Annotated in this window: 24 protein-coding genes; 13 read left to right on the forward strand and 11 right to left on the reverse strand. The window is 59.5% G+C overall.

All coding sequences use genetic code 11. The features are described from left to right. Positions 1-69: 69 nt before the first annotated feature. The 8 genes from sucD to ACNQ62_RS15255 all read right to left on the reverse strand — a co-directional run bounded on the left by sucD (position 70) and on the right by ACNQ62_RS15255 (position 6,392). Positions 70-957 carry a succinate--CoA ligase subunit alpha gene (gene sucD / locus ACNQ62_RS15220; RefSeq protein WP_009826038.1) on the reverse strand — a complete coding sequence of 296 codons (888 nt, stop codon included), beginning with the start codon at positions 955-957 and terminating at the stop codon, positions 70-72. 43 nt (positions 958-1,000) lie between these two features. Further along, a complete protein-coding gene (locus tag ACNQ62_RS15225; protein WP_418095198.1) occupies positions 1,001-1,687 on the reverse strand; it encodes a hypothetical protein in 687 nt (228 codons plus the stop codon). Next, on the reverse strand, positions 1,684-2,145 hold the full coding sequence (locus tag ACNQ62_RS15230; protein WP_317937641.1) for a succinyl-CoA synthetase subunit beta: 462 nt from the start codon (positions 2,143-2,145) through the stop codon (positions 1,684-1,686). The genes ACNQ62_RS15225 and ACNQ62_RS15230 overlap by 4 nt, the downstream gene beginning before the upstream one ends. A 91-nt stretch (positions 2,146-2,236) precedes the next feature. After that, positions 2,237-3,430, reverse strand: a complete 1,194-nt coding sequence (sucC, locus tag ACNQ62_RS15235; protein WP_180828698.1) for an ADP-forming succinate--CoA ligase subunit beta — start codon at positions 3,428-3,430, stop codon at positions 2,237-2,239. 282 nt (positions 3,431-3,712) lie between these two features. Continuing rightward, positions 3,713-4,750 carry a MaoC family dehydratase gene (locus ACNQ62_RS15240; RefSeq protein ID WP_289080913.1) on the reverse strand — a complete coding sequence of 346 codons (1,038 nt, stop codon included), beginning with the start codon at positions 4,748-4,750 and terminating at the stop codon, positions 3,713-3,715. After that, entirely contained in the window at positions 4,750-4,953 is a 204-nt protein-coding gene (locus ACNQ62_RS15245; RefSeq protein ID WP_009826044.1) for a DUF1737 domain-containing protein, read from the reverse strand. The genes ACNQ62_RS15240 and ACNQ62_RS15245 overlap by 1 nt, the downstream gene beginning before the upstream one ends. An 18-nt stretch (positions 4,954-4,971) precedes the next feature. Continuing rightward, positions 4,972-5,529, reverse strand: coding sequence for an NnrU family protein (locus ACNQ62_RS15250; RefSeq protein WP_418095199.1), 558 nt, complete (start codon positions 5,527-5,529; stop codon positions 4,972-4,974). A gap of 5 nt (positions 5,530-5,534) precedes the next feature. Beyond that, positions 5,535-6,392 (reverse strand): HpcH/HpaI aldolase/citrate lyase family protein, encoded by an 858-nt coding sequence (locus tag ACNQ62_RS15255; RefSeq protein ID WP_005851516.1) that lies wholly within the window; start codon positions 6,390-6,392, stop codon positions 5,535-5,537. Between the two features lie 174 nt (positions 6,393-6,566). Between ACNQ62_RS15255 and ACNQ62_RS15260 the strand changes: the two genes are divergently transcribed. From ACNQ62_RS15260 to ACNQ62_RS15310, 11 genes are all read left to right on the forward strand, one after another. Next, positions 6,567-6,743, forward strand: coding sequence for a hypothetical protein (locus ACNQ62_RS15260; RefSeq protein ID WP_005851518.1), 177 nt, complete (start codon positions 6,567-6,569; stop codon positions 6,741-6,743). Between the two features lie 120 nt (positions 6,744-6,863). Beyond that, positions 6,864-7,922 carry a PRC-barrel domain-containing protein gene (locus ACNQ62_RS15265; protein WP_418095200.1) on the forward strand — a complete coding sequence of 353 codons (1,059 nt, stop codon included), beginning with the start codon at positions 6,864-6,866 and terminating at the stop codon, positions 7,920-7,922. 189 nt (positions 7,923-8,111) lie between these two features. Beyond that, on the forward strand, positions 8,112-9,074 hold the full coding sequence (gene mdh, locus ACNQ62_RS15270) for a malate dehydrogenase (RefSeq protein WP_037943261.1): 963 nt from the start codon (positions 8,112-8,114) through the stop codon (positions 9,072-9,074). A 434-nt stretch (positions 9,075-9,508) separates the two neighbouring features. Beyond that, positions 9,509-9,892: a succinate dehydrogenase, cytochrome b556 subunit gene (sdhC, locus tag ACNQ62_RS15275; RefSeq protein WP_005851524.1), complete on the forward strand. Its 384-nt coding sequence runs from the start codon at positions 9,509-9,511 to the stop codon at positions 9,890-9,892. Between the two features lie 11 nt (positions 9,893-9,903). After that, the gene (gene sdhD / locus ACNQ62_RS15280) at positions 9,904-10,275 is read left to right on the forward strand and encodes a succinate dehydrogenase, hydrophobic membrane anchor protein (RefSeq protein ID WP_037964988.1); all 372 of its coding nucleotides are present in this window, start codon (positions 9,904-9,906) and stop codon (positions 10,273-10,275) included. A 31-nt stretch (positions 10,276-10,306) separates the two neighbouring features. Next, a complete protein-coding gene (sdhA, locus tag ACNQ62_RS15285) occupies positions 10,307-12,112 on the forward strand; it encodes a succinate dehydrogenase flavoprotein subunit (protein WP_005851527.1) in 1,806 nt (601 codons plus the stop codon). A gap of 82 nt (positions 12,113-12,194) precedes the next feature. Next, positions 12,195-12,530, forward strand: coding sequence for a hypothetical protein (locus ACNQ62_RS15290; protein WP_005851528.1), 336 nt, complete (start codon positions 12,195-12,197; stop codon positions 12,528-12,530). Further along, positions 12,530-13,345, forward strand: coding sequence for an FkbM family methyltransferase (locus ACNQ62_RS15295; RefSeq protein ID WP_184583187.1), 816 nt, complete (start codon positions 12,530-12,532; stop codon positions 13,343-13,345). The genes ACNQ62_RS15290 and ACNQ62_RS15295 overlap by 1 nt, the downstream gene beginning before the upstream one ends. A 53-nt stretch (positions 13,346-13,398) precedes the next feature. Continuing rightward, on the forward strand, positions 13,399-14,178 hold the full coding sequence (locus tag ACNQ62_RS15300; protein ID WP_005851531.1) for a succinate dehydrogenase iron-sulfur subunit: 780 nt from the start codon (positions 13,399-13,401) through the stop codon (positions 14,176-14,178). Between the two features lie 61 nt (positions 14,179-14,239). Beyond that, a complete protein-coding gene (locus tag ACNQ62_RS15305; protein ID WP_009826053.1) occupies positions 14,240-14,455 on the forward strand; it encodes a hypothetical protein in 216 nt (71 codons plus the stop codon). Positions 14,456-14,506: 51 nt separating this feature from the next. Beyond that, a complete protein-coding gene (locus ACNQ62_RS15310) occupies positions 14,507-15,349 on the forward strand; it encodes an urea carboxylase-associated family protein (protein ID WP_418095201.1) in 843 nt (280 codons plus the stop codon). A gap of 81 nt (positions 15,350-15,430) precedes the next feature. Here the strand turns inward: ACNQ62_RS15310 and deoD are convergent, their stop codons facing one another. The 3 genes from deoD to ACNQ62_RS15325 all read right to left on the reverse strand — a co-directional run bounded on the left by deoD (position 15,431) and on the right by ACNQ62_RS15325 (position 18,615). Beyond that, entirely contained in the window at positions 15,431-16,141 is a 711-nt protein-coding gene (gene deoD, locus ACNQ62_RS15315) for a purine-nucleoside phosphorylase (RefSeq protein WP_064216141.1), read from the reverse strand. A gap of 82 nt (positions 16,142-16,223) precedes the next feature. Beyond that, positions 16,224-16,538, reverse strand: a complete 315-nt coding sequence (locus ACNQ62_RS15320) for an H-NS family nucleoid-associated regulatory protein (protein ID WP_005851537.1) — start codon at positions 16,536-16,538, stop codon at positions 16,224-16,226. Positions 16,539-16,623: 85 nt separating this feature from the next. Further along, positions 16,624-18,615 carry a methylmalonyl-CoA mutase family protein gene (locus ACNQ62_RS15325; protein ID WP_386170688.1) on the reverse strand — a complete coding sequence of 664 codons (1,992 nt, stop codon included), beginning with the start codon at positions 18,613-18,615 and terminating at the stop codon, positions 16,624-16,626. Between the two features lie 181 nt (positions 18,616-18,796). Between ACNQ62_RS15325 and ACNQ62_RS15330 the strand changes: the two genes are divergently transcribed. After that, entirely contained in the window at positions 18,797-20,143 is a 1,347-nt protein-coding gene (locus ACNQ62_RS15330) for a 1-acyl-sn-glycerol-3-phosphate acyltransferase (RefSeq protein ID WP_418095202.1), read from the forward strand. A 164-nt stretch (positions 20,144-20,307) separates the two neighbouring features. Then, complete coding sequence (gene ccrA / locus ACNQ62_RS15335) at positions 20,308-21,588, forward strand: crotonyl-CoA carboxylase/reductase (RefSeq protein WP_418095203.1); 1,281 nt, start codon at positions 20,308-20,310, stop codon at positions 21,586-21,588. Positions 21,589-21,703 lie beyond the last annotated feature (115 nt).

Here is a 21,703-nt window from a genome sequence, read left to right on the forward strand (position 1 = left end):
CCTCTGATGAGAGCGCGACGTTTAAGTAAGAGCGGCGGGGCCTGAAAAGTCAGGCCCCACCATCTGGCGTTAGCCTTTGTTGATAGCTTCTTGAACAGCTTCACCCAGCGTTGCGGGGCTATCCGCAACAACGATGCCTGCTTCTTTCATAGCTGCGATCTTGGATTCCGCGTCACCTTTGCCGCCTGCGACGATCGCACCGGCGTGGCCCATACGACGGCCGGGAGGGGCTGTGCGGCCCGCGATGAAACCGGCTGTGGGCTTCCAACGGCCTTTTTTCTTCTCGTCGGCCAGGAATTGTGCCGCTTCTTCTTCGGCAGAACCGCCGATTTCACCAATCATGATGATCGACTGTGTTTCTGGATCGGCCAGGAACATCTCGAGGATATCGATATGCTCGGACCCTTTGATGGGGTCGCCGCCGATACCAACCGCAGAGGATTGGCCGAGGCCAAGATCGGATGTCTGTTTCACAGCTTCGTACGTAAGCGTGCCCGAGCGCGAGACAACCCCGCAGGTGCCGCGCTTGTGGATGTGGCCGGGCATGATGCCGATTTTGCAGGCGTCAGGCGTGATCACGCCGGGGCAGTTTGGCCCGATCAGGCGGGATTTGGACCCTTCGAGCGCGCGCTTGACGCGCATCATGTCCAGAACCGGGATGCCTTCGGTGATGCAGATGATCAGTTCCATCTCGGCGTCGATCGCCTCGAGGATGGAATCCGCGGCGAAGGGGGGCGGCACGTAGATGACCGTGGCGTTGGCTTCGGTGACGTGACGGGCTTCGTGGACAGAGTTGAACACGGGCAGGTCAAGGTGCGTCTGGCCGCCTTTGCCGGGGGTCACACCGCCGACCATTTTGGTGCCATAGGCGATGGCCTGTTCGGTGTGGAACGTGCCCTGCGAGCCGGTGAGGCCCTGGCAGATCACTTTGGTGTTTTCGTTTACGAGTACGGCCATGTTATGTGCTTTCTTCTCAAGTTCAATTCAGGTGGCGCCGGTCTCAGGGCGCGGTGGAAGGTGCCGCCGCCGCAAGGCGCGGCAGTCGGTATGTCAGATAGATTGCAACAGCGAACATCAGCGGGATGCCCAGTTCGCCGACTTCCTCGATGACGTAGGCCAGATCGATCTGATCCTGGCCTAGCGTGATGCCAAAGGGTTCCAGCTTACGCGCCAGCCCGTCGGTCAGCTTGTAGACGACGATGAACAGCAGCCCGATCAACACAGCAAGCTGCGGTGCCGCGCCTTTGGCGACCCCACGGATGAAGCCCCATGTCTCGCGGCGCAACAGGATCAGACCGGTTGCGATGATCGCCAGCAGGATGACGCCGGCAACGCCCTTTTCCATCAGGCTGACGCCATCGCTGGAAAATTGCCGCGCCTTCAGCAGTCCTTCGGTGAACGGCTTTTTATCAAGGTCCAGTTCGCGGGCCGCGAACAGGGCCATGAACACCGCAAAGTACCACCGACGCGCCGCCGAACCCGCGGGCCACAGCACGAACATCAGCAAGATGCATAGGCCATAGCCAACAACCGACAGTGTCTCGAACGGGCCGCCTTCGGCCAGCAGGGACTCCTGCATCGGCATGGGCAGCTGTGCGACGACAGCCATCATTGCGAAGACCAGAACGGTCATCCCAAAGACGATGGCCTTGCCACCGGTGACGGTGTTTTGTGCGGACGCGGTCATTGGCTTGCCTCGTTCAGCGGGATCAGGCGTTCGACGCGGGCAAAGGTTTCAACCCCTTGCGCCCCATCGCGTACCCCCGATTGTACCACAGCCATGCGGTTGGGGTTCAGCATGACGGCGGCGCGATAGGTGGCCCCCGTCGTGATGGGAAACCCCGCGGGGACGTCTACCAGATCGGTCAGGTTTTCCTGTGCCAATCCGGTGGCGATCCCCTGTTGCGCAACCTGCGGTGCCGCCCCGTCAAAGGACACTTCGCAGCGGCGGTCTGTGCCCGCCGTTGCGGCCGCGCCCGTCACCGGAGACTGTGGTGCCGAGGTAAAGGGACGCAGATCATAGAAATCGACCCGTGCCCCGGTGCTGCCAAGCTGTGCCTGCGCTGTCCGTGCGGTCAGACGCGGGCTGAAACAATGGTCTGCAAAGGCCTGTGCGATGTCGGCTGCGCGCGTTGTCTGTGCCATAGCGTTACTGGCCGCCCCGAAAGGGACAGCCAGCGCGGCAATGGAAAAACAAAAGGCGAGACGATGCATCATCCAAGCTTTCCAGCCAGTTTTAGCCTTTGACCGCTTTCACGATCTTTTGCGCGCCATCTTTCAGGTCGTCCGCAGCGATCACGTCCAAGCCGGAGTTGTTGATGATGGCTTTGCCTTCTTCAACGTTTGTGCCTTCCAGACGGACAACCAGCGGAACCTGCAGGCCGACTTCCTTCACGGCTGCGACCACGCCTTCGGCGATGACGTCACAGCGCATGATGCCGCCGAAGATGTTGACCAGAATACCTTTGACCTGCGGGTCGGAGGTGATGATCTTGAACGCTTCGGTCACTTTCTCTTTGGTGGCACCACCACCAACATCAAGGAAGTTCGCAGGCTCGGCACCGTAAAGCTTGATGATGTCCATAGTGGCCATCGCCAGACCGGCACCGTTCACCATGCAGCCGATTTCACCGTCCAGAGCGATGTAGTTCAGGTCGTACTTGGACGCCTCGAGCTCTTTGGGGTCTTCTTCGGTGGTGTCGCGCAGATCGGCAATATCGCCGTGGCGGTACATTGCGTTGCCGTCAAAGCTGACTTTGGCGTCCAGCACTTTCAGGTCGCCGGCGTCGGTGACGATCAGCGGGTTGATTTCCAGCATTTCCATGTCTTTTTCGACGAAGGCTTTGAACAGCTGGCCCATCAGGGTCACACATTGTTTGACCTGCTTGCCTTCCAGCCCCAGGGCGAAGGCAACGCGGCGGCCGTGGTAGGGCTGGAAGCCCGCGGCGGGGTCAACAGAGAAGCTGATGATTTTTTCAGGGGTGGACTCGGCCACTTCTTCGATGTCCATGCCGCCTTCGGTGGAGCAGACGAACCCGATGCGCGAGGTCTGGCGATCCACCAGCAGCGCGAGGTACAATTCGGTTTCGATGCCCGAACCGTCTTCGATGTAGATCCGGTTGACCTGTTTGCCCGCGGGGCCGGTCTGATGCGTGACCAGGGTGCGGCCCAGCATTTTCTTGGCTTCCTCGGCGGCTTCTTCAACCGATTTGGTCAGGCGTACACCGCCTTTGTCGCCAGCGTCGGCTTCCTTGAAAGACCCCTTGCCGCGGCCACCTGCGTGGATCTGTGCCTTGACGACCCAAAGAGGTCCGTCCATCTCGCCTGCGGCTGTTTTCGCTTCTTCAGCTTTCAGCACGACCCGGCCGTCGGATACTGGCGCGCCGTAGCTACGCAAAAGGGCTTTTGCCTGATATTCGTGGATGTTCATAAAAAAACGGTCCCGTCTTTGTTCCAGTCTAATCGCGGTATACGATTGAGTCTTGATACTCGGTAAACAGTTTTTCGGAGAAATACAGGGTTTTCCAGATAAAAGCGACATTTGTGATCACACGAATTTCGCGTGTGATCACAAAATAGCGCTAACGGTGGAAAATCTGCGGAATGTTGCCGACGCAGCGGCTGTCGCGCTCGGAAACCCCACGTTTTAAGGGCCGAACGCGACATATAGTTGTTTGTTTTGCGACCGGTCGGCCGTCGTCAAGGGGGCGTCTTACTTGGGAATCAGTGCCCAGTAATCGAGATCGAGCAGGACATCGGGCAGGTATTTGCCGTCTTCACCCTTCAGCTTGAACGGCTCTCCGCCTTTGGTGGCGACCAAGCGCAAGCGCAATGCGCCGACGCCGGGTTTGTCGGTATCGGCTTTGTCCAGAACCTCGGTCCAGGCGCGGATTGTGTCGCCAGACAGGCAGGGGTTCGCATGCGCCCCGCCGTTCAGCCCCACGATCATCTGCGCATTGGCCAGCCCGTTGAACGACAGCGCCCGCGCCATAGAGATCACGTGCCCGCCATAGATCAGCCGCGACCCGTCGGGGCGGGCAGAGGTGTCAAAGTGCACTTTCGCCGTGTTCTGCCACAGGCGGGTGGCCATCATATGCTCCGCCTCTTCGACGGTGACGCCATCCACGTGGTCGATCATCTCGCCCACGGTATAATCATCCCAGCGATGCGCCTCGCCCGCGAGGGTAAAGTCATAATTGCTGAAGTCGAGCGTTTCGGGGATCGACAGGTCGTCAACCGTCAACGCCTTGGGCAGATCGGGCACGACCGTTTCGGGGGCGGGGGCATCGACATCACGTTTGCGCACCATCACCCAGCGGACATACTCCAGTACCTTGGTGTCGTTCTGGTTGAAGCCGGTGGTGCGTACATAGACGACCCCGGTTTTCCCGTTCGAGTTCTGCTTGAGCCCGATCACCTCGGATTCAGATCGCAGCGTATCGCCAGGCCAGACCGGCGCCAGCCAACGCCCCTGCGCATAGCCAAGATTGGCGACCGCGTTCAGCGATACATCCGGCACGGTTTTCCCGAACACGATGTGAAAGGTAATCATATCGTCCAGCGGGCTGGCAGGCAGGCCGCAGCTTTGGGCAAACTGGTCAGAGGAATAAAGCGCATGACGTGCGGGATACAGCGCGTGGTACAGCGCGCGTTCACCATCCTTGACCGTGCGGGGCACAGCATGATGCAGCGTCTCGCCTACTTTATAGTCCTCGAAGAAACGGCCCTTGTTGGTCTTTGCCTGTGCCATCAATGCGCCCCCAGTTTGGTGTCGGGCGTATAGGTGCCTTCGACCTCCTTGGTCACGGCCTGACCGCAACGCATGACATTTGCCTTGGCATCCCATGTCTGTGTGGGCGTGCCGTAAAGCTCCCACCCCTTGTTCAGCGCGTCGGTGACCTTGTGGCAAAAGGCGGAAGTGTCCTCTTCGGACAGGAAACGATAGAGTTTCATGGGGGTTCTTTCAGTAACTCAGGAAAAGGGAGAGACGCCAAGCAGGGTATGGATCGCGGTCACAACGACCAGCATCACCAGCGTGATCACCGCAAGGCGGATATAGGTGGCCTTGCCCGCGGGGGCAGGGGGCGTCCAGTTGGATTCGGCGCGGTTGATCAGGATCACGGAACCGACCGCCCAAGCCAGCATAGAGCCAAACAGCAGGATCGAGGCGAGATCCCCGTTCACCAGTAAATGCGCGACTGCCCAGATTTTGACAGCCATCAGCTGCGGGTGGCGGGTTTTATAGGCGGGCCAAGCCTTGGCCCCTTTGGCCGCACTGGACCCGTAGACCCAGAATGCCAGCACCATCAGCAGGTTGTTCAGATGCGTCAGGAAGGGCGGGGGCGTCCAGACGGGGACAAACTCGGCCCCGCGGTATCCGATGATGATCATGACCAGCGCCGCCACGATGGCGACGGCGATGATGCCTTTGCCCCGTCGGCCCATAGCTGCGCGCTGGTCCGGCATGAAGCGACGGAAATAATGGGCACCGACCCATAAGATCAGACCAAGGATCAAAAGTGCCATCATCAGGTTTACTCCGTTTGCAGGGCCGCGATCGCGTCCAGCTTTGCCAATGTTTCGCGTGCGGTGGCGACATGCAGGTTTTCAACGATGCGCCCGTCCACAACGGCCACACCCTGACCTGTCGCCTGCATTTCGTCAAACGCCTCGATCTGGCGGCGCGCCAGATCGGCTTCGGCCTCGGAGGGGGAGAATGCCTCGTTCGCGACGTCCAGCTGCGCGGGGTGGATCAAGGTCTTGCCGTCAAAGCCCATGTCGCGGCCCTGATCACATTCAACGCGGTGGCCTTCGTCATCCTTGAACGCATTGTAAACGCCATCGACAATCGCGATGCCGTTGGCCTTGGCCGCGAGCACGCATAGGCCAAGCCCGGTCATCAGGGGCAGGCGGTCGGCGCGCACGCGGGTTTGCAGGTCCTTGTTCAGGTCGTTGGTGCCCATCACCATACATTGCAGCTTGGGATGCGCGCCAATCGCGGCGGCATTCAGCATCGCACCCGGCGTTTCCATCATCGCCCAAAGCGGGATGTCGCCCGTGATTTCGGCCAAAGCGTCCAGATCGGCGGGGCTGCCGACTTTGGGCAGCAAAATGGCGTCGCAGTCCATCTTCGCCGCGGCGCGGGCATCGTCGGCACCCCATTCGGTGTCCAGCCCGTTGATGCGGATCACCTTATACCGGCTGCCATAGCCGCCGTCTTTCAGCGCCGTGGCGAGTGTTTCACGTGCAGCGGTTTTCTCTTCCGGGATCACGGCGTCTTCGAGGTCAAAGATTATCGCATCGGCCGGCAGCCCGCGGGCTTTGTCTAACGCGCGGTCCTTGGAGCCGGGGATATATAGAACGGAACGCAGGGGGCGGGTGATTTTCGACATTTGCGACTCTCCAAGAAATAATGTTGCGTGCAGGTCTGCATTTTTAGACGAAAACTTCAAGCGCAAACACGCCGCAGCGCAGCGTCAGATAATTTGCGGCATTAACGCGGCCTTCAGGTTTTGCTGCCAGAAGGAAAGGCGTCTTGGTGCGTGTGTAAGTGTAAGAGGTGTAGAATGGTAAAACTGTTTAACCTGATCGGGCTGGCAACTGCCGCGGCGGCGGTGGTGGCGCTGACGCAGGATGTCGCGGCGGGAACGCGAACCGCAGGTTGTGACGGATGCCACAAGATTTCCGCGAAAATTTCGCACCCGCCGCAGGATCAACAAACTAAGGAGGCGGGCCCCATTTGATATGTCATAGATTATAAAAGCGGCGAAAAAAGATGCGGATCGCCGGAACGCAATCGCCACATCATCGTTGATATCACAACCGAGTGATTATCACCCGGAACTTCTAAAGGAGTATCAACAATGAAACGTATTCTTGGCACAACCGCAATCATCCTGAGCTTGACTGGTCCCGCATTTGCAGATGCACATGCGGCTGGTTTTGGTACCGTGACAGCGCAAGAAACTGACTTCTTCGCGTCCGACCTGATCGGCATGCGTATCTACAATTCCGAGACAGAAGTTGAAGCAAACTCCACCATCGCCGCTGACGGCGAAAAGGAATGGGACGACATCGGCGAGATCAACGACGTCCTGCTGGATTCCGAAGGCAACGTTAAGGCCGTAATCCTCGGCATTGGCGGCTTCCTCGGCATGGGTGAGCGTGACGTAAGCGTGAACATGGACGAGATTCGCATCGTGACCGAAGAAGGTGACAGCGACGACCGTTTCCTCGTGGTGAACACAAGCAAAGAGATGCTTGAAAAAGCCCCAGCGTTCGAGCGTATGGACGACGAAGCTGACATGGAAACCGAAGCAAACATGGACGCCAACGCCGACGTGGAAACCGAAGCAAACATGGACGCCAACGCCGACATGAACGCTGACACAGACATGGCAGCGACCGACATGAACGCCGAAGCTGAGGTCGACACAGAGACCGAAATGGAAGCGGATGCCGAAGCACTGGCAAACGAAGCTGAAATGGAAGCCGAAGAAGCAGCCGCTGAAACAGAGCAGGCCGTAGATGAAGCAACCACTGAAATGGCCGAAGGGGCAAACGAACTTGAGCAAGACATGGAACGCCCCATGCTGACAGCCCCAGCGGTTGAGCGTGAAGGCTATGCAAACGCCACAGCTGATGAAGTTGCCGCGCTGACAGCAGAAGACCTTGAAGGGTCCTATGTTTACGGTGCCAACGACGAGACCGTCGGTGAAATCGGTGCCCTCGTTATGGGTGACAACGGCGAAGTTGGCCAAGTTGTGATCAACGTCGGTGGTTTCCTGGGCATTGGCGAAAAGCCAGTAGCCGTCACTTGGGACGAACTGCAGATCATGAAGAACGCTGAAGGCGACGACTTCCGCATCTACATCGACAGCAGCGAAGAAGCGCTGGAAGCACAGCCCGAATACCAAGGCTAAGCGTAAAGCTAAGTCAAATTCGGCAATAGCTTGCTGAAAAGCTGACAAAGACGGGATCGTTTCGAAAGGAACGGTCCCGTTTTTTATGGCTCTGTGCGATGTGACGTGATGCCGGACCAAGCGCAACTTGCACGGTGCGCTTCATTTCGGTATCCCGAAGCGAAATGTAACCCTGTCGGAGTATACCACATGGCCAGACCCAAGATCGCGCTTATCGGCGCAGGGCAAATCGGGGGCACACTTGCCCATCTCGCAGCAATCAAGGAACTGGGCGACGTTGTCCTGTTCGACATCGCCGAAGGTATCCCGCAGGGTAAGGCCCTCGATATCGCAGAATCGGGCCCATCCGCCAAATTCGACGCGACCATGACCGGCGCGAACGACTACTCTGAAATCGCTGGCGCAGACGTATGCATCGTGACTGCCGGTGTTGCGCGTAAGCCCGGTATGAGCCGTGATGACCTGCTGGGAATCAACCTGAAGGTCATGAAATCGGTTGGCGAAGGCATTGCTGCCCACGCACCAGACGCATTCGTTATCTGCATCACCAACCCGCTGGACGCGATGGTTTGGGCGCTGCGCGAATTCTCCGGTCTGCCCCACCATAAGGTTTGCGGTATGGCCGGTGTGCTTGATTCGGCACGCTTCCGTCACTTCCTCGCGACTGAATTCAACGTCTCCATGAAAGACGTCACTGCCTTCGTTCTGGGCGGCCACGGCGATACAATGGTGCCCCTGACGCGCTATTCCACCGTTGCGGGTATCCCACTTCCTGATCTGGTGAAAATGGGCTGGACCACACAGGATAAGCTGGACGCGATCGTTCAGCGGACCCGTGATGGCGGTGCCGAAATCGTTGGCCTGCTGAAAACCGGTTCGGCGTTCTACGCGCCTGCGACATCGGCAATCGAAATGGCCGAAGCCTATCTGAAAGACCAAAAACGCGTTCTGCCATGCGCCGCCTATGTTGACGGTGCCTATGGTCTGGACGGCTTCTATGTCGGCGTGCCCACCGTGATCGGTGCTGGTGGCGTCGAACGTGTGGTCGAGATTGCGATGAACAAGGACGAACAGTCCATGTTCGACAACTCTGTGAACGCCGTTAAAGGCTTGGTCGATGCGTGCAAAGGCATCGATGAATCGCTGAAGTAATACCCCTAAGGTGCAGCGGGCGGACGTGATCGAGGTCACGGTAAACCCCGCCCGCTGCACCTGCACTTGCTATTGGACGATCCCGCGGGATGAAGCCAAAGCCGCTTGCTCCCCCCGCTCAGATCAGTCTCCGCAGGTAGCCAAATCTGCCGCGTCGCAGTTTGAAGACATGCGCATCATGCGGCGCGCAAACGAACACTTGGGGCTGAGTTTTCGCCCAAACGGTCGCCGAAAAGCCCGATGAATTTGGTTGGCTTTGGCTCTTGTGATCACAGCTTGAAAATTAGTGATCACAAATTGCGGAAATGTCCGGCGCTAACCGAAGGGTTTGGGCAACTGCGCCAATAAACCGCTTCAAATTCACGCCTCTGGACGTGACAGTTCCAAAAATACCGTTATCTATGACCGCAACCTGACGAGAAAAGGAATCCATCATGGCAGATGTGAACCGGGGCAACCGCCCGCTGTCACCCCACCTGACGATCTATCGCCCGCAACTGACCTCCATGACGTCGATCCTGACGCGGATCACCGGCAACGCGATGCTGGTCGCCGCGCTGCTGATTGTCTGGTGGTTCCTCGCGGCGGCAACGTCGGCGGAGTATTTTGATATCGCGAACGGTTTCATCACCAGCTGGTTCGGCGATCTGGTCATGTTCCTGTCGCTGTTGGGGCTGTGGTATCACACGCTGGCCGGTATCCGGCATCTGATCTGGGACAACGGCTATGCGCTGGATATCCCGACGGCTGAAAAGCTGGGGTGGGCCGCGCTGATCGGCTCTGTCGTATTGACCATCATCACCGCGCTGATCATCTGAGGGATAGACACATGGCTTATTTGACAGACCGCAAACGCGCTATGGGCATGGGCTCGGCCAAATCGGGCACCGCACATTTCTGGGCGATGAAAGTCAGCTCTGTTGCGCTGCTGATCCTGATCCCGCTTTTCGTCTTTACCTTCGGGTCCGCCCTTGGGGGCACCTACGAAGAGATCATCGCCTACTACAGCAGGCCTTTCCCCGCGATCGTCGCCGCCCTGACGCTGATCGTTGGCTTCAAACATTTCAACGACGGTGTCCAAGTGCTGATCGAGGATTACGTCCACGGGCTGTCGCAGAAAGTTGCGATCATCCTGATGACCTGCCTCAGCTATGGTGCGGCCGCGGTTGGCGTTTTCGCCATCGCCCGCATCGCGCTTTAACACACGCCTACGCTATACCGGAGACCGAGACATGGCTGCATATGAATATGAAACGCATGAATATGATGTCGTTGTCGTGGGGGCTGGCGGCGCTGGCCTGCGTGCGACACTTGGCATGGCAGAGCAAGGGCTGAAAACAGCCTGCGTGACCAAAGTTTTCCCGACCCGTTCGCACACGGTTGCGGCGCAGGGCGGTATCGCGGCGTCGCTGTCCAACATGGGCCCCGATAACTGGCAGTGGCATATGTATGACACGGTCAAGGGCTCTGACTGGCTGGGTGACACCGATGCGATGGAATACCTCGCACGCGAAGCCCCAAAAGCGGTGTACGAGCTTGAACACTACGGTGTGCCTTTCTCGCGGACCGAAGCGGGCAAGATCTACCAGCGTCCCTTCGGCGGCCACACCACGGAATTCGGCGAAGGCCCCCCCGTGCAGCGGACCTGCGCCGCCGCCGACCGGACCGGCCACGCGATCCTGCACACGCTTTATGGTCAGTCGCTGAAGCATAACGCGGAATTCTACATCGAGTATTTCGCCATTGATCTGATCATGTCGGATGATGGCGTCTGCCAAGGCGTGCTGTGCTGGAAGCTGGACGACGGCACCATGCACCTGTTCAGCGCCAAGATGGTTGTTCTGGCGACAGGTGGCTATGGCCGTGCCTATTTCTCGGCGACATCGGCGCATACCTGCACCGGCGACGGCGGCGGTATGGCGGCGCGTGCGGGCCTGCCTTTGCAGGATATGGAATTCGTGCAATTCCACCCCACCGGCATCTATGGCGCGGGCTGTCTGATCACCGAAGGCGCGCGTGGCGAAGGCGGGTATCTGACCAACTCCGAAGGCGAACGCTTTATGGAGCGGTATGCCCCCACCTACAAAGACCTTGCCAGCCGTGACGTTGTTTCGCGCTGTATGACGATGGAAATCCGCGAAGGCCGCGGCGTGGGCGAGAACAAAGACCACATCCACCTGCACCTGAACCACCTGCCCAAGGAAACGCTTGATCTGCGTCTGCCCGGTATCTCTGAATCCGCGCGCATCTTTGCAGGGGTGGACCTGACCAAGGAACCGATCCCGGTTCTGCCGACCGTACACTACAACATGGGCGGTATCCCCACCAACTATTGGGGCGAAGTACTGGCACCGACCGAAGACGCGCCGGACCGCGTGGCACCGGGCCTGATGGCCGTGGGCGAAGCGGGCTGTGCCTCGGTACACGGGGCGAACCGCTTGGGTTCGAACTCTCTGATCGATCTTGTGGTCTTTGGCCGTGCCGCCGCGATCCGCGCGAAAGAGGTCGTCGACGCAGAGGCACCCGTACCGACGCCGAACCAGAAATCGGTCGATGCCGCCTTTGAACGCTTCGACAGCCTGCGCTATGCCAAGGGCCAGATCCCGACCGCCGAGCTGCGCCTTGAGATGCAGAAAACAATGCAGGCCGATGCTGCGGTTTTCCGTACCGACAAGACGCTGAACGAAGGCAAGGTCAAGATGGACGAGGTCGCTGGCAAGATCGCTGACCTGCACGTGACTGACACATCGCTGGTCTGGAACTCTGACCTGATGGAAACGCTTGAGCTGACCAACCTGATGCCGAACGCCGTGGCCACCATCACCGCCGCTGCCGCCCGCAAGGAAAGCCGCGGGGCGCATGCCCACGAAGATTACCCTGATCGCGATGACGAGAACTGGCGCAAGCACAGCCTCGCGTATTTCGACGGGAACGCGGCAACGCTCAGCTACCGTGGTGTGCACCTTGATCCGCTGACCGAGGAATCCGAAGGCGGGATCGACATGAAAAAGATCGCACCCAAAGCACGGGTGTATTGATCTGAAACCCTGCCTCCGCTTTTGGGGGCAGGGGTCCAAACCGGGGGCCATGCCCTCGTCCTGCAGGCGGAGGGCAGGCGACATGAAACAGTTTATCGCTATGACCATGATTTTGGCCGCGTCCGCTTGTGCGCAAGCAACGCAGCAGGTCGACAGCATCGCCCGCGAAGGCACCAAGGGGGTCATCACCGAAACCCTTGCCACGCGCTTTCCGCAGGTGCCCAAACAGCTGATCACGCCCTTCACCGATTGTATCGTCGACAATGCCGATGCGGCTCAGGTGCGCGTTTTCGCCAAATCCGCCGTGATCGGCGTGGATGACACCACCGTCGCCACCGTGCGCGCCGTACTGTCGCGCCCCGAAACCGTGCAATGCCTGTCGCGTTCCGCTGGCAGCGTCCCGGGGTTGCTGGGCTAATGGGTCACCCGAACGTCACGCCGGATACGCAGGGCAAGGATGCAGGCCATATGGCCGATCTGCGCGCGCAATTCCGTGACGGGGACACCAGCGAACGCACCCGCATCAAGGCGCAGCTTGGCCCCACAGAGGTGGAGTTCGCTGACATCCGCATGGTGGTGGACCCGCGCGATAACTACACCGAAACCTGCCTTTGGCTGAACGAATACCCGCCCGAGATCAAATCGCTCGTGGCTTTGGTCGAACTGGTGGAAGACCGCAACATGCTGGTCTTTGACATCGGTGCCAACTGCGGGGCCTATTCGATCCCGCTGGCGATGGCCGCGGGCGACGGGTCGCGCGTTGTGGCGTTCGAACCCAACCCGCTGATGATTGGCCGGCTTGGCATGAACATCGCGCTGAACAATCTGACCGACCGCGTGCGTATCGAAGGCTGCGCGCTTTCCGACCGCGAGGGCGAGGCGATGCTGAACTTCCGCGGGCACAATTACGGTCAGGCATCGCTGCTCCCGATCGAGGGCAAGCAACAAAACGGCGGCGTGCTGGTGCCCACACGGCCCCTGTCCGCCTTTACACACGCCGCACGGCACCATGACGGCACGATCCTCAAGATCGATGTCGAAGGGGCCGAGGAGGTCGTGCTGAACCCCATCCTCGCGCAGGGCAAATCCGGCGGCTGGCTGCCGGATGCGATCTTGATAGAGGTCCGCCATGCGGATCAGTGGGACGGCGACCTTTGTGCAGAGATACTGGCCGCCGGGTACCGTCAAACCCTGCGCGCCGAGGGAAATGCGCTTTACATCCGAAAGACGTAAGCGCCAGAATTGTAACGAACTGGGCAACTGCCCGACAGACCAGGAGAAGCGATATGGTTCAACTCACGCTCCCCAAGAACTCCCGGATGACGACCGGAAAAACATGGCCCAAACCCGAAGGTGCCAAGAACCTGCGGCAGTTTCAGGTCTATCGCTGGAATCCGGATGACGGCAAGAACCCGGCCATCGACACGTATTTCGTCGATATGGACACCTGCGGCCCGATGATTCTGGACGCGCTGATCAAGATCAAGAACGAGATCGACCCGACCCTGACCTTCCGCCGGTCCTGCCGCGAAGGCATCTGCGGATCCTGCGCGATGAACATCGACGGGATCAACACGCTGGCCTGTACCTATGGCGTGGACGAGGTGAAAGGCGCGGTGAAGATCTATCCGTTGCCACATATGCCCGTGGTCAAGGATCTGATCCCCGACCTCACGCATTTCTACGCGCAGCACGCCTCCATCCAGCCGTGGCTTGAAACCAAGACGGCAGAGCCCGCGAAAGAATGGAAACAGTCGATCGACGACCGTGCCAAGCTTGACGGGCTTTATGAGTGCATCATGTGCGCCTGCTGCTCGACATCCTGCCCCAGCTACTGGTGGAACGGCGACCGCTACCTCGGGCCAGCCGCGTTGCTGCATGCCTACCGCTGGATCATCGACAGCCGCGATGAAGCCACAGGTGAACGTCTGGACGATCTGGAAGACCCGTTCAAACTGTACCGCTGCCACACCATCATGAACTGCGCCAAGACCTGCCCCAAGGGCCTGAACCCTGCCGCAGCCATCGCCAATATCAAGAAGATGATGGTCGAACGCACCGTTTGATCCCATCGCAACCTGCGCCTCCCGCGGCCCTATGGCGCGGGGGGCGTGACATGTGCCCCCTATGATCCTGATTGCCTTTGCCATCGCTTTTGCGATCGTCGCCTATGTTGCCTACCGTGATAAAGCGGTGCGTGGATGCCGCTGGCGCAAGGACAGTACCCGCGACAAAGGCAGCCTGCAGTTCTACCACTGTGTCGCCTGCGGAGCAGAGGCCTATACCGCCACCCAATCGGCCCCCCGCGACTGCAAGGCAAATGTCGGCGGCCGGCCTCTCTGACGCCGTGCGCGATGGCCTCAGGATCGGACCCAACCGTCAGGAGTTTCCGCTATGACACCGCCCCATGATGCCGACGCCCGCCGCGCTGTTGCGCCCGTGATCTGCTATCCCGTTGAAACGCTGCCCGTGCCTGACATGGCGCTTTACGGACGCGCGCGCGAAGCGCTGACCAAAGTGGACGAGGTCACCGTCGCCCCCCGGGAGGCAAGCTGCTTTACCGTGCCTGCGGGGCATTTCTTTCGGATTACCTCGGTCGAGGGGCCACAGGTCGGTGATCTGAACCTCTGGGCGCAAAACGATCTGTCCGAACGGTTCTACTCTGGCAAAACCCGCGCGCTGCATGGCACGCATATCACCACCGGACAGCGCATGTGGAGCAGTTTTCCCACGCTGCGCCCTATGGCGACGCTGACCCATGATACGCTCGACTGGTACGGCATGGATGCCTTCGGCGGCTCGGTGCATGATGTGATCGGCACGCGCTGTGATCCCTATACCAACCAACTGTTGTCGGGCGGGCAATACCACCATTGCTGCCACTCCAACCTGATCCGGGCCTTGGCGGATCATCAGGGCATGTCCTACGCCGAGGCAGAGCCTTTCGTGCATGACGTGCTGAACGTCTTTATGTGCACAGGCTTTACCCGCGACACCGGCCAGTATTTTATGAAGGCCAGCCCCGTGCGCCCCGGCGACTACCTTGAGTTTTTCGCCGAGATCGACCTGCTCGGCGCGCTCAGCGCCTGTCCGGGGGGGGATTGCTCTGCCAAACATTCCTCGGACGTTGCCGCCTGCTATCCGCTGCTGGTAGAGGTGTTCGCCCCCGCCAAAGGCGCGCTTGAGGGGTGGCAAAGCCCGTCCCCCAATGGCTACGACCGCAGCCACGGGGGCTAAGGGATCGGGGATAGCGCCCGGCCAAACCTTCCAAATGGATATAAATCCCCCGCGGAGCGTCCGACGGGGGATCATCGCGCATCAGTTATTGGGGAAAGCCGCCTTTAGCGCGATTTCTACCATATCGCCAAAGGATTTCTCGCGCTCTTCCGCGGGCAGCGCTTCGCCGGTTTGCAGGTGGTCGCTGACTGTCAGCACCGCCAGCGCACGGCGTTTGTGACGCGCGGCGAGGGTATAAAGCTCTGCCGCTTCCATCTCGACGCCCAGAATACCGTGGCGGGTCATCTGCTCGTCCAGATCGGGGCGTTCGGCATAAAAGACATCCGAAGAATAGATCCCGCCGACATGGGTTTTCGTGCCTTTCGCCTCTGCCGCGTCCACGGCAGCACGCAGCAGGGACCAATCGGCGCAGGGGGCGTAATTCATCTCGCGGAAGATACCGGAAGAAGGCGAGGTAATTGTCGTGGCGGTCATGGCAATAATGACATCGCGAATACCAACCTGCGGCTGCATCCCGCCACAAGATCCAATCCGAATAAGGGTTTGCGCGTTGTATTCGGAAATCAATTCATTGGCATAAATCGACAGCGAGGGCATCCCCATGCCAGAGCCTTGAATAGTGACGCGGTTGCCATTCCATGTGCCGGTGAAACCCAGCATGCCACGTACTTCATTTACAAGTTTTGCATCTTTAAGGAATGTCTCAGCAGCCCATTTCGCGCGATACGGGTCGCCGGGCATAAGGACTGTTTCGGCAATATCGCCGGGTTTCGCGCCAATATGGATTGTCATAGGATGCTCTTTATATTTCCAAAGCCAAGAGGATGCGCCAAGGGGACGCAATAACCGCGCGCGGTGCGCATGTCAGTCCGGTTTACAGTTCCAACGTTTCCGGATCGGTGCCGCTCGCGATCAGGTCGCGGAACCAGTTGGGCTGGCGGCCCTTGCCGGTCCATGTCTGGCTGGGGTCTTCGGGGTTGGCGTATTTCGCGGCAGCTTTCGCGGCTTTGCCCTTTTTCGCACCGCCGGATACTTCATCCAGCGAGAACCCGTATTCGGCGGCTGCTTTTTCAGCGGCTTTGCGGGCTTCTACGCGGTCGCGTTCATATGCGTTTTTAATCGCCATCTTCACGTCTTCCAAATGCTGTTCCAGCTGTTTGTGGGACATTGTGCTTAGATCAATACTCATTCTCGCTCATTCCTTTGTCGAAAAGCCAATTAATGCTTTACGCCAAAAGAATGAACAAACAAAGAGTTTTTGAATTGGCCGCTTTTTATTCGGCGGCCACAGTTTCGGGATCGGCGAGTGTGACGATGTCTGCCATAATTGTATTCAATTCAAAGTCTTTTGGCGTGTAAACACGAGCGACTCCCATAGCGCGCAATCTTTTGGCGTCTTCTTCTGGAATAATACCACCCACGATTACAGGAATGTGATCCAATCCGGCGGCGCGCATTTGTTTCATTAAATCCTCGACCAATGGAATATGTGATCCCGAAAGAATCGAAAGCCCGACAACGTGATGTTCTCCTTCAGCGGCGGCGGAAACAATTTCCGACGGCGTCAGGCGAATACCCTCATAGGCAATTTCCATGCCGCAATCGCGGGCGCGCACGGCGATTTGTTCGGCCCCGTTCGAATGCCCGTCGAGCCCCGGTTTCCCGACAAGAAAACTCAACCGTCGACCCAGACGGGTGCTGACGGCATCCACGGCGTCGCGCAGGTCGTCCAGCCCCTCGGTCTTGTTTGACCGGCCCGAAGCAACGCCTGTTGGCCCACGGTATTCGCCGTGCACGCTGCGCATCTGTTCGGCCCATTCGCCGGTGGTAACCCCCGCCTTGGCGGCGGCGATCGACGGCTCCATTACATTGCGGCCTTCGGCGGCGGCGGCGCGCAGATCGGCCAGCGCCTTGTCCACGGCGGCCTGATCACGGCTGTCGCGCCATGCGTTCAGACGGTTGATCTGGTCGGCCTCGACTGCCGGGTCCACGACCATGATGCCGCCATCGCCCGTCATCAGCGGCGAGGGTTCGCCCTGTTGCCATTTATTCACGCCCACGACGATGGTCTCGCCGGCCTCGATCCGGCCCAGACGGTCGGCGTTGCTTTCGACCAGACGGGACTTCATATAATCGATCGCCGAAATCGCGCCGCCCATATCGTCAAGGTTCGCCAGTTCAGCCCGTGCGCCCTCTTTCAGCGCTTCGACCTTGCGGTCCACGGCGGGGTTGCCATCGAACAGGTCGTCAAACTCCAGCAGGTCGGTCTCGTAGGCCATGATCTGCTGCATCCGCATCGACCATTGCTGGTCCCACGGGCGCGGCAGGCCAAGCGCTTCGTTCCACGCGGGCAGCTGCACGGCGCGGGCGCGGGCGTTCTTTGACAGGGTCACCGCAAGCATCTCGATCAGGATGCGGTAGACGTTATTTTCGGGCTGCTGTTCGGTCAGCCCGAGGGAGTTCACCTGCACCCCATATCGGAAGCGGCGGTATTTCGGGTCTTCAACGCCATAGCGGTCGCGGCAGATTTCGTCCCAAAGGTCGCCAAAGGCGCGCATCTTGCACATCTCGGTGACAAAGCGGATGCCCGCGTTCACAAAGAAAGAGATCCGGCCCACCAGCATGGGGAAGTCCTCTTCGGGGACGCGGGGGCGCAGGGCGTCCAATACGGCGGTGGCGGTGGCAAGGGCAAAGGCCAGCTCTTGCTCGGGCGTGGCACCGGCCTCTTGCAGGTGGTAGGAACAGACGTTCATCGGGTTCCACTTGGGCACGTTGGTATAGCAATATTCGGCCACATCCGCGATCATCTTGAGAGACGGGGCAGGCGGGCAGATATAGGTGCCACGCGAAAGGTATTCCTTGATCAGGTCGTTCTGCACGGTGCCTTGCAGCTTGGACACATCCGCGCCCTGTTCCTCGGCCACAGCAATATACAGCGCCAGCAGCCACGGCGCGGTGGCGTTGATCGTCATCGAGGTGTTCATCTGCTCAAGCGGAATATCCTTGAACAGGCTGCGCATATCACCCAGATGCGCCACGGGCACGCCCACTTTGCCGACTTCGCCGCGCGACAGGATGTGATCGCTGTCATATCCGGTCTGGGTGGGCAGGTCGAAGGCGACGGACAGGCCGGTCTGCCCTTTCAAAAGGTTCGCGCGATACAGCGCATTGGATGCCTCGGCGGTGGAGTGTCCGGCGTAGGTGCGGATCAGCCAGGGGCGGTCTTTTTGCGGTTGCGACATGGGGCGGCCTTTCGTGAATCGAATGGGTAATATTCTTGCGCTGGTCGATTGATACGTGAAATAATCAGGCGCTGTCAATTCGCTGCATTGCGGCATGGGCGAAAGCCGCTGCGTTACGGTCGCGCGTGCCTTGCCTAGGGGTGCCCTATGTGTGGTTGACTGTTTTATGTTGCCCAGACAGCGCGGGTCCTGCAAGGGTTGGGCGATGACGCAAACGATTGAACTTCCCGTCTGGCTTTTCGCGGTGATCCTGCTGTTCGCGGCTGTGACCGCGCTTAGCCATTTCCTGTTGCCCTCGGTCCGGTGGTTCTTTCGCAGACGGCTGGAGAAAGCTGTCGCGCAGCTGAACACGCGGCTGACCCGCCCGATTGAACCGTTCAAGCTGGCGCGGCGGCACGATATGATCCAGCGGTTGATCTATGACCCGCAGATCAGTCAGGCGATTGTGGATCACGCGCGCGCCGAAGGCATCCCCGAAAACGTCGCCTCCGAACAGGCGCGCCGCTATGCCCGCGAGATCGTCCCGAGTTTTAGCGCCTTTGCCTATTTCAGCTTTGGCATCCGGATGGCGCGGTTTCTGGCGAATGCGCTGTATGATGTGCGCACCGGATCGCAAAACGACGCGGTGATCGAAGGTATCCCGTCAGAGGCCACGGTCATCTTTGTGATGAACCACCGCAGCAACATGGACTACGTGCTGGTGACCTACCTCGCGGGGGAGGCGTCGGCGCTCAGCTATGCTGTGGGGGAATGGGCGCGTGTCTGGCCGCTCAGCCGGTTGATCCGGTCGATGGGGGCGTATTTCATCCGGCGCAAGTCGCGCGGCGCGCTGTATCGCAAGGTCTTGGCCCGCTATGTGCAGATGGCGACCGAAGGCGGGGTGACCCAGGCGATCTTCCCCGAGGGCGGGCTGAGCCTGAACGGCAAGTTGATGCCGCCCAAGATGGGGCTGCTTGGCTATGTGCTTGAGGCCGAATTGAAAGACCGCGATGTCGTCTTTGTACCGGTGGCGATCAACTATGACCGCGTGCTGGAAGACCGCGTGTTGATTGCTGCGGACGAGGCAGGCACCCGCCGGTTCGATGCGCAAATCACGGTCATTTTGAAATTCATTGTTCGCAAGATCTGGCTGCGTCTGCGCGGCAAATTCCTGCGCTTCGGCGAGGCTGTGGTCGTGTTCGGCACGCCGGTACATTTGCGCGACTATGGCGACGCGCCGAATGTGGACGGGCTGGCGCAAGATCTGATGGGGCGGATCGAACACGAGATGCCACTGTTGTTCGTGCCCTTGCTGGCGCGGGTGCTGTTGCTGGCGGAAAAGCCGCTGGATGGCGTCGCGCTGGAACAGGAAATGCAAGGCATGGCCGCGCGGGTCTCTGACGAGGCTGCGGTTGTGGCGCAGGACTTCGCCGCCAATGTCGCCAGAGCACGCGATCATCTGGTGCAGCGCGGGATGATCGCGGCGTCGGATCGTGGCTATGCCCCCGCCGACGGGCAACGCCCCGCCTTGCGCTTCTACGCCAACTCTATCGCCCATTTCTTTGACAGATAGGTCACACAAGCGAAACTCCTGCCGAAATTGCTGCGACTGCAAAGTCATAAAATTACAATTACAGGTCAAATGGTGTTGCATTGTTGCGTGAAGGATCATATTCCACCAGTAGACGCCGCGATTCTGCACTGCGGCACAAACCTATTCTGACTGTGGAGACCGACATGGCCTTGGACACGAATATCGCGCAATACGACGCACCGGAAAAAGACCTTTACGAGATCGGGGAAATCCCGCCGATGGGCTACGTTCCAAAGCAGATGTACGCATGGACCATCCGCAAGGAACGCCACGGGAACCCCAATACCGCGATGCTCGAAGAGGTCGTGGACGTGCCGACCCTCGACAGTCACGAGGTGCTTGTCCTCGTGATGGCGGCGGGTGTGAACTATAACGGTGTCTGGGCTGCCTTGGGCAAACCCATCAGCCCCTTCGACGGCCACAAGCAGCCCTTCCACATTGCGGGCTCTGACGCGTCGGGCATCGTCTGGGCGGTTGGCGACAAGGTAAAACGCTGGAAGGTCGGCGACGAAGTCGTGATCCATTGCAACCAGGATGACGGCGACGACGAAGAGTGCAACGGCGGCGATCCGATGTATTCCCCCAGCCAGCGTATCTGGGGCTATGAGACCCCCGACGGATCCTTTGCCCAGTTTACCAATGTGCAGGCGCAGCAGCTGATGCCACGCCCCAAGCACCTGACGTGGGAAGAGGCCGCTTGCTACACGCTGACGCTGGCCACTGCCTACCGGATGCTGTTCGGCCACGAGCCTCATGACCTGAAACCGGGCCAGAACGTGCTGGTCTGGGGCGCCTCGGGCGGTCTGGGGTCCTATGCGATCCAGCTGATCAACACCGCTGGCGCGAATGCGATTGGTGTGATCTCGGACGAATCCAAGCGTGACTTTGTCATGGATCTGGGGGCCAAGGGCGTTCTGAACCGCAAGGACTTTAACTGCTGGGGCCAGATGCCCACCGTGAACACGCCTGAATATGCGACTTGGTTCAAAGAGGCGCGCAAGTTCGGTGCCGCGATCTGGGAGATCACAGGCAAGGGCGTGAACGTCGACATGGTGTTTGAGCACCCCGGCGAGGCGACGTTCCCGGTGTCCACCTTTGTCTGCAAAAAGGGCGGCATGGTCGTAATCTGCGCGGGGACTTCGGGTTTCAACCTGACGTTCGACGTGCGCTATATGTGGATGCACCAGAAGCGTTTGCAGGGCAGCCACTTTGCCCACCTCAAGCAGGCGTCCGCCGCCAACAAACTGATGGTGGAGCGCCGTCTTGATCCGTGTATGTCCGAAGTGTTCACCTGGGCCGATCTGCCCGACGCGCACATGAAGATGATGGCGAACGAGCATAAGCCGGGCAACATGTCGGTACTGGTGCAATCGCCCAAGACCGGCCTGCGCACGCTCGAAGACGCGCTGGACGCGAAAAAATAAGTCGTTGGCCTCCGTTCAGGGGGTGCTGACAACCGGCTGACCAGACACCCGCGCACCAATCCATCGGTGCGCGGGTGTTGTCGTATTTGGCATCACGCGGCGGTTTGGCACGGGC

The organism is Sulfitobacter sp. SBS6 (genome assembly GCF_048285585.1).
In the GTDB taxonomy this organism is placed as follows: domain Bacteria; phylum Pseudomonadota; class Alphaproteobacteria; order Rhodobacterales; family Rhodobacteraceae; genus Sulfitobacter; species Sulfitobacter pontiacus.

Coding starts and splice junctions, on each gene's coding strand:
- ACNQ62_RS15240 (WP_289080913.1), bottom strand. CDS start 4,750: ATGGCACAGGCAAAGACCAACAAGGGCCGTTTCTTCGAGGACTATAAA.
- ACNQ62_RS15265 (WP_418095200.1), top strand. CDS start 6,864: ATGAAACGTATTCTTGGCACAACCGCAATCATCCTGAGCTTGACTGGT.
- ACNQ62_RS15330 (WP_418095202.1), top strand. CDS start 18,797: ATGACGCAAACGATTGAACTTCCCGTCTGGCTTTTCGCGGTGATCCTG.
- deoD (WP_064216141.1), bottom strand. CDS start 16,141: ATGACAATCCATATTGGCGCGAAACCCGGCGATATTGCCGAAACAGTC.
- ACNQ62_RS15250 (WP_418095199.1), bottom strand. CDS start 5,529: ATGATGGCACTTTTGATCCTTGGTCTGATCTTATGGGTCGGTGCCCAT.
- ACNQ62_RS15225 (WP_418095198.1), bottom strand. CDS start 1,687: ATGACCGCGTCCGCACAAAACACCGTCACCGGTGGCAAGGCCATCGTC.
- ACNQ62_RS15260 (WP_005851518.1), top strand. CDS start 6,567: ATGGTAAAACTGTTTAACCTGATCGGGCTGGCAACTGCCGCGGCGGCG.
- ACNQ62_RS15255 (WP_005851516.1), bottom strand. CDS start 6,392: ATGTCGAAAATCACCCGCCCCCTGCGTTCCGTTCTATATATCCCCGGC.
- sucC (WP_180828698.1), bottom strand. CDS start 3,430: ATGAACATCCACGAATATCAGGCAAAAGCCCTTTTGCGTAGCTACGGC.
- ccrA (WP_418095203.1), top strand. CDS start 20,308: ATGGCCTTGGACACGAATATCGCGCAATACGACGCACCGGAAAAAGAC.
- ACNQ62_RS15305 (WP_009826053.1), top strand. CDS start 14,240: ATGATCCTGATTGCCTTTGCCATCGCTTTTGCGATCGTCGCCTATGTT.
- sdhC (WP_005851524.1), top strand. CDS start 9,509: ATGGCAGATGTGAACCGGGGCAACCGCCCGCTGTCACCCCACCTGACG.
- sdhD (WP_037964988.1), top strand. CDS start 9,904: ATGGCTTATTTGACAGACCGCAAACGCGCTATGGGCATGGGCTCGGCC.
- ACNQ62_RS15300 (WP_005851531.1), top strand. CDS start 13,399: ATGGTTCAACTCACGCTCCCCAAGAACTCCCGGATGACGACCGGAAAA.
- ACNQ62_RS15310 (WP_418095201.1), top strand. CDS start 14,507: ATGACACCGCCCCATGATGCCGACGCCCGCCGCGCTGTTGCGCCCGTG.
- sucD (WP_009826038.1), bottom strand. CDS start 957: ATGGCCGTACTCGTAAACGAAAACACCAAAGTGATCTGCCAGGGCCTC.
- ACNQ62_RS15320 (WP_005851537.1), bottom strand. CDS start 16,538: ATGAGTATTGATCTAAGCACAATGTCCCACAAACAGCTGGAACAGCAT.
- sdhA (WP_005851527.1), top strand. CDS start 10,307: ATGGCTGCATATGAATATGAAACGCATGAATATGATGTCGTTGTCGTG.
- ACNQ62_RS15290 (WP_005851528.1), top strand. CDS start 12,195: ATGAAACAGTTTATCGCTATGACCATGATTTTGGCCGCGTCCGCTTGT.
- mdh (WP_037943261.1), top strand. CDS start 8,112: ATGGCCAGACCCAAGATCGCGCTTATCGGCGCAGGGCAAATCGGGGGC.
- ACNQ62_RS15230 (WP_317937641.1), bottom strand. CDS start 2,145: ATGGCACAGACAACGCGCGCAGCCGACATCGCACAGGCCTTTGCAGAC.
- ACNQ62_RS15245 (WP_009826044.1), bottom strand. CDS start 4,953: ATGAAACTCTATCGTTTCCTGTCCGAAGAGGACACTTCCGCCTTTTGC.
- ACNQ62_RS15295 (WP_184583187.1), top strand. CDS start 12,530: ATGGGTCACCCGAACGTCACGCCGGATACGCAGGGCAAGGATGCAGGC.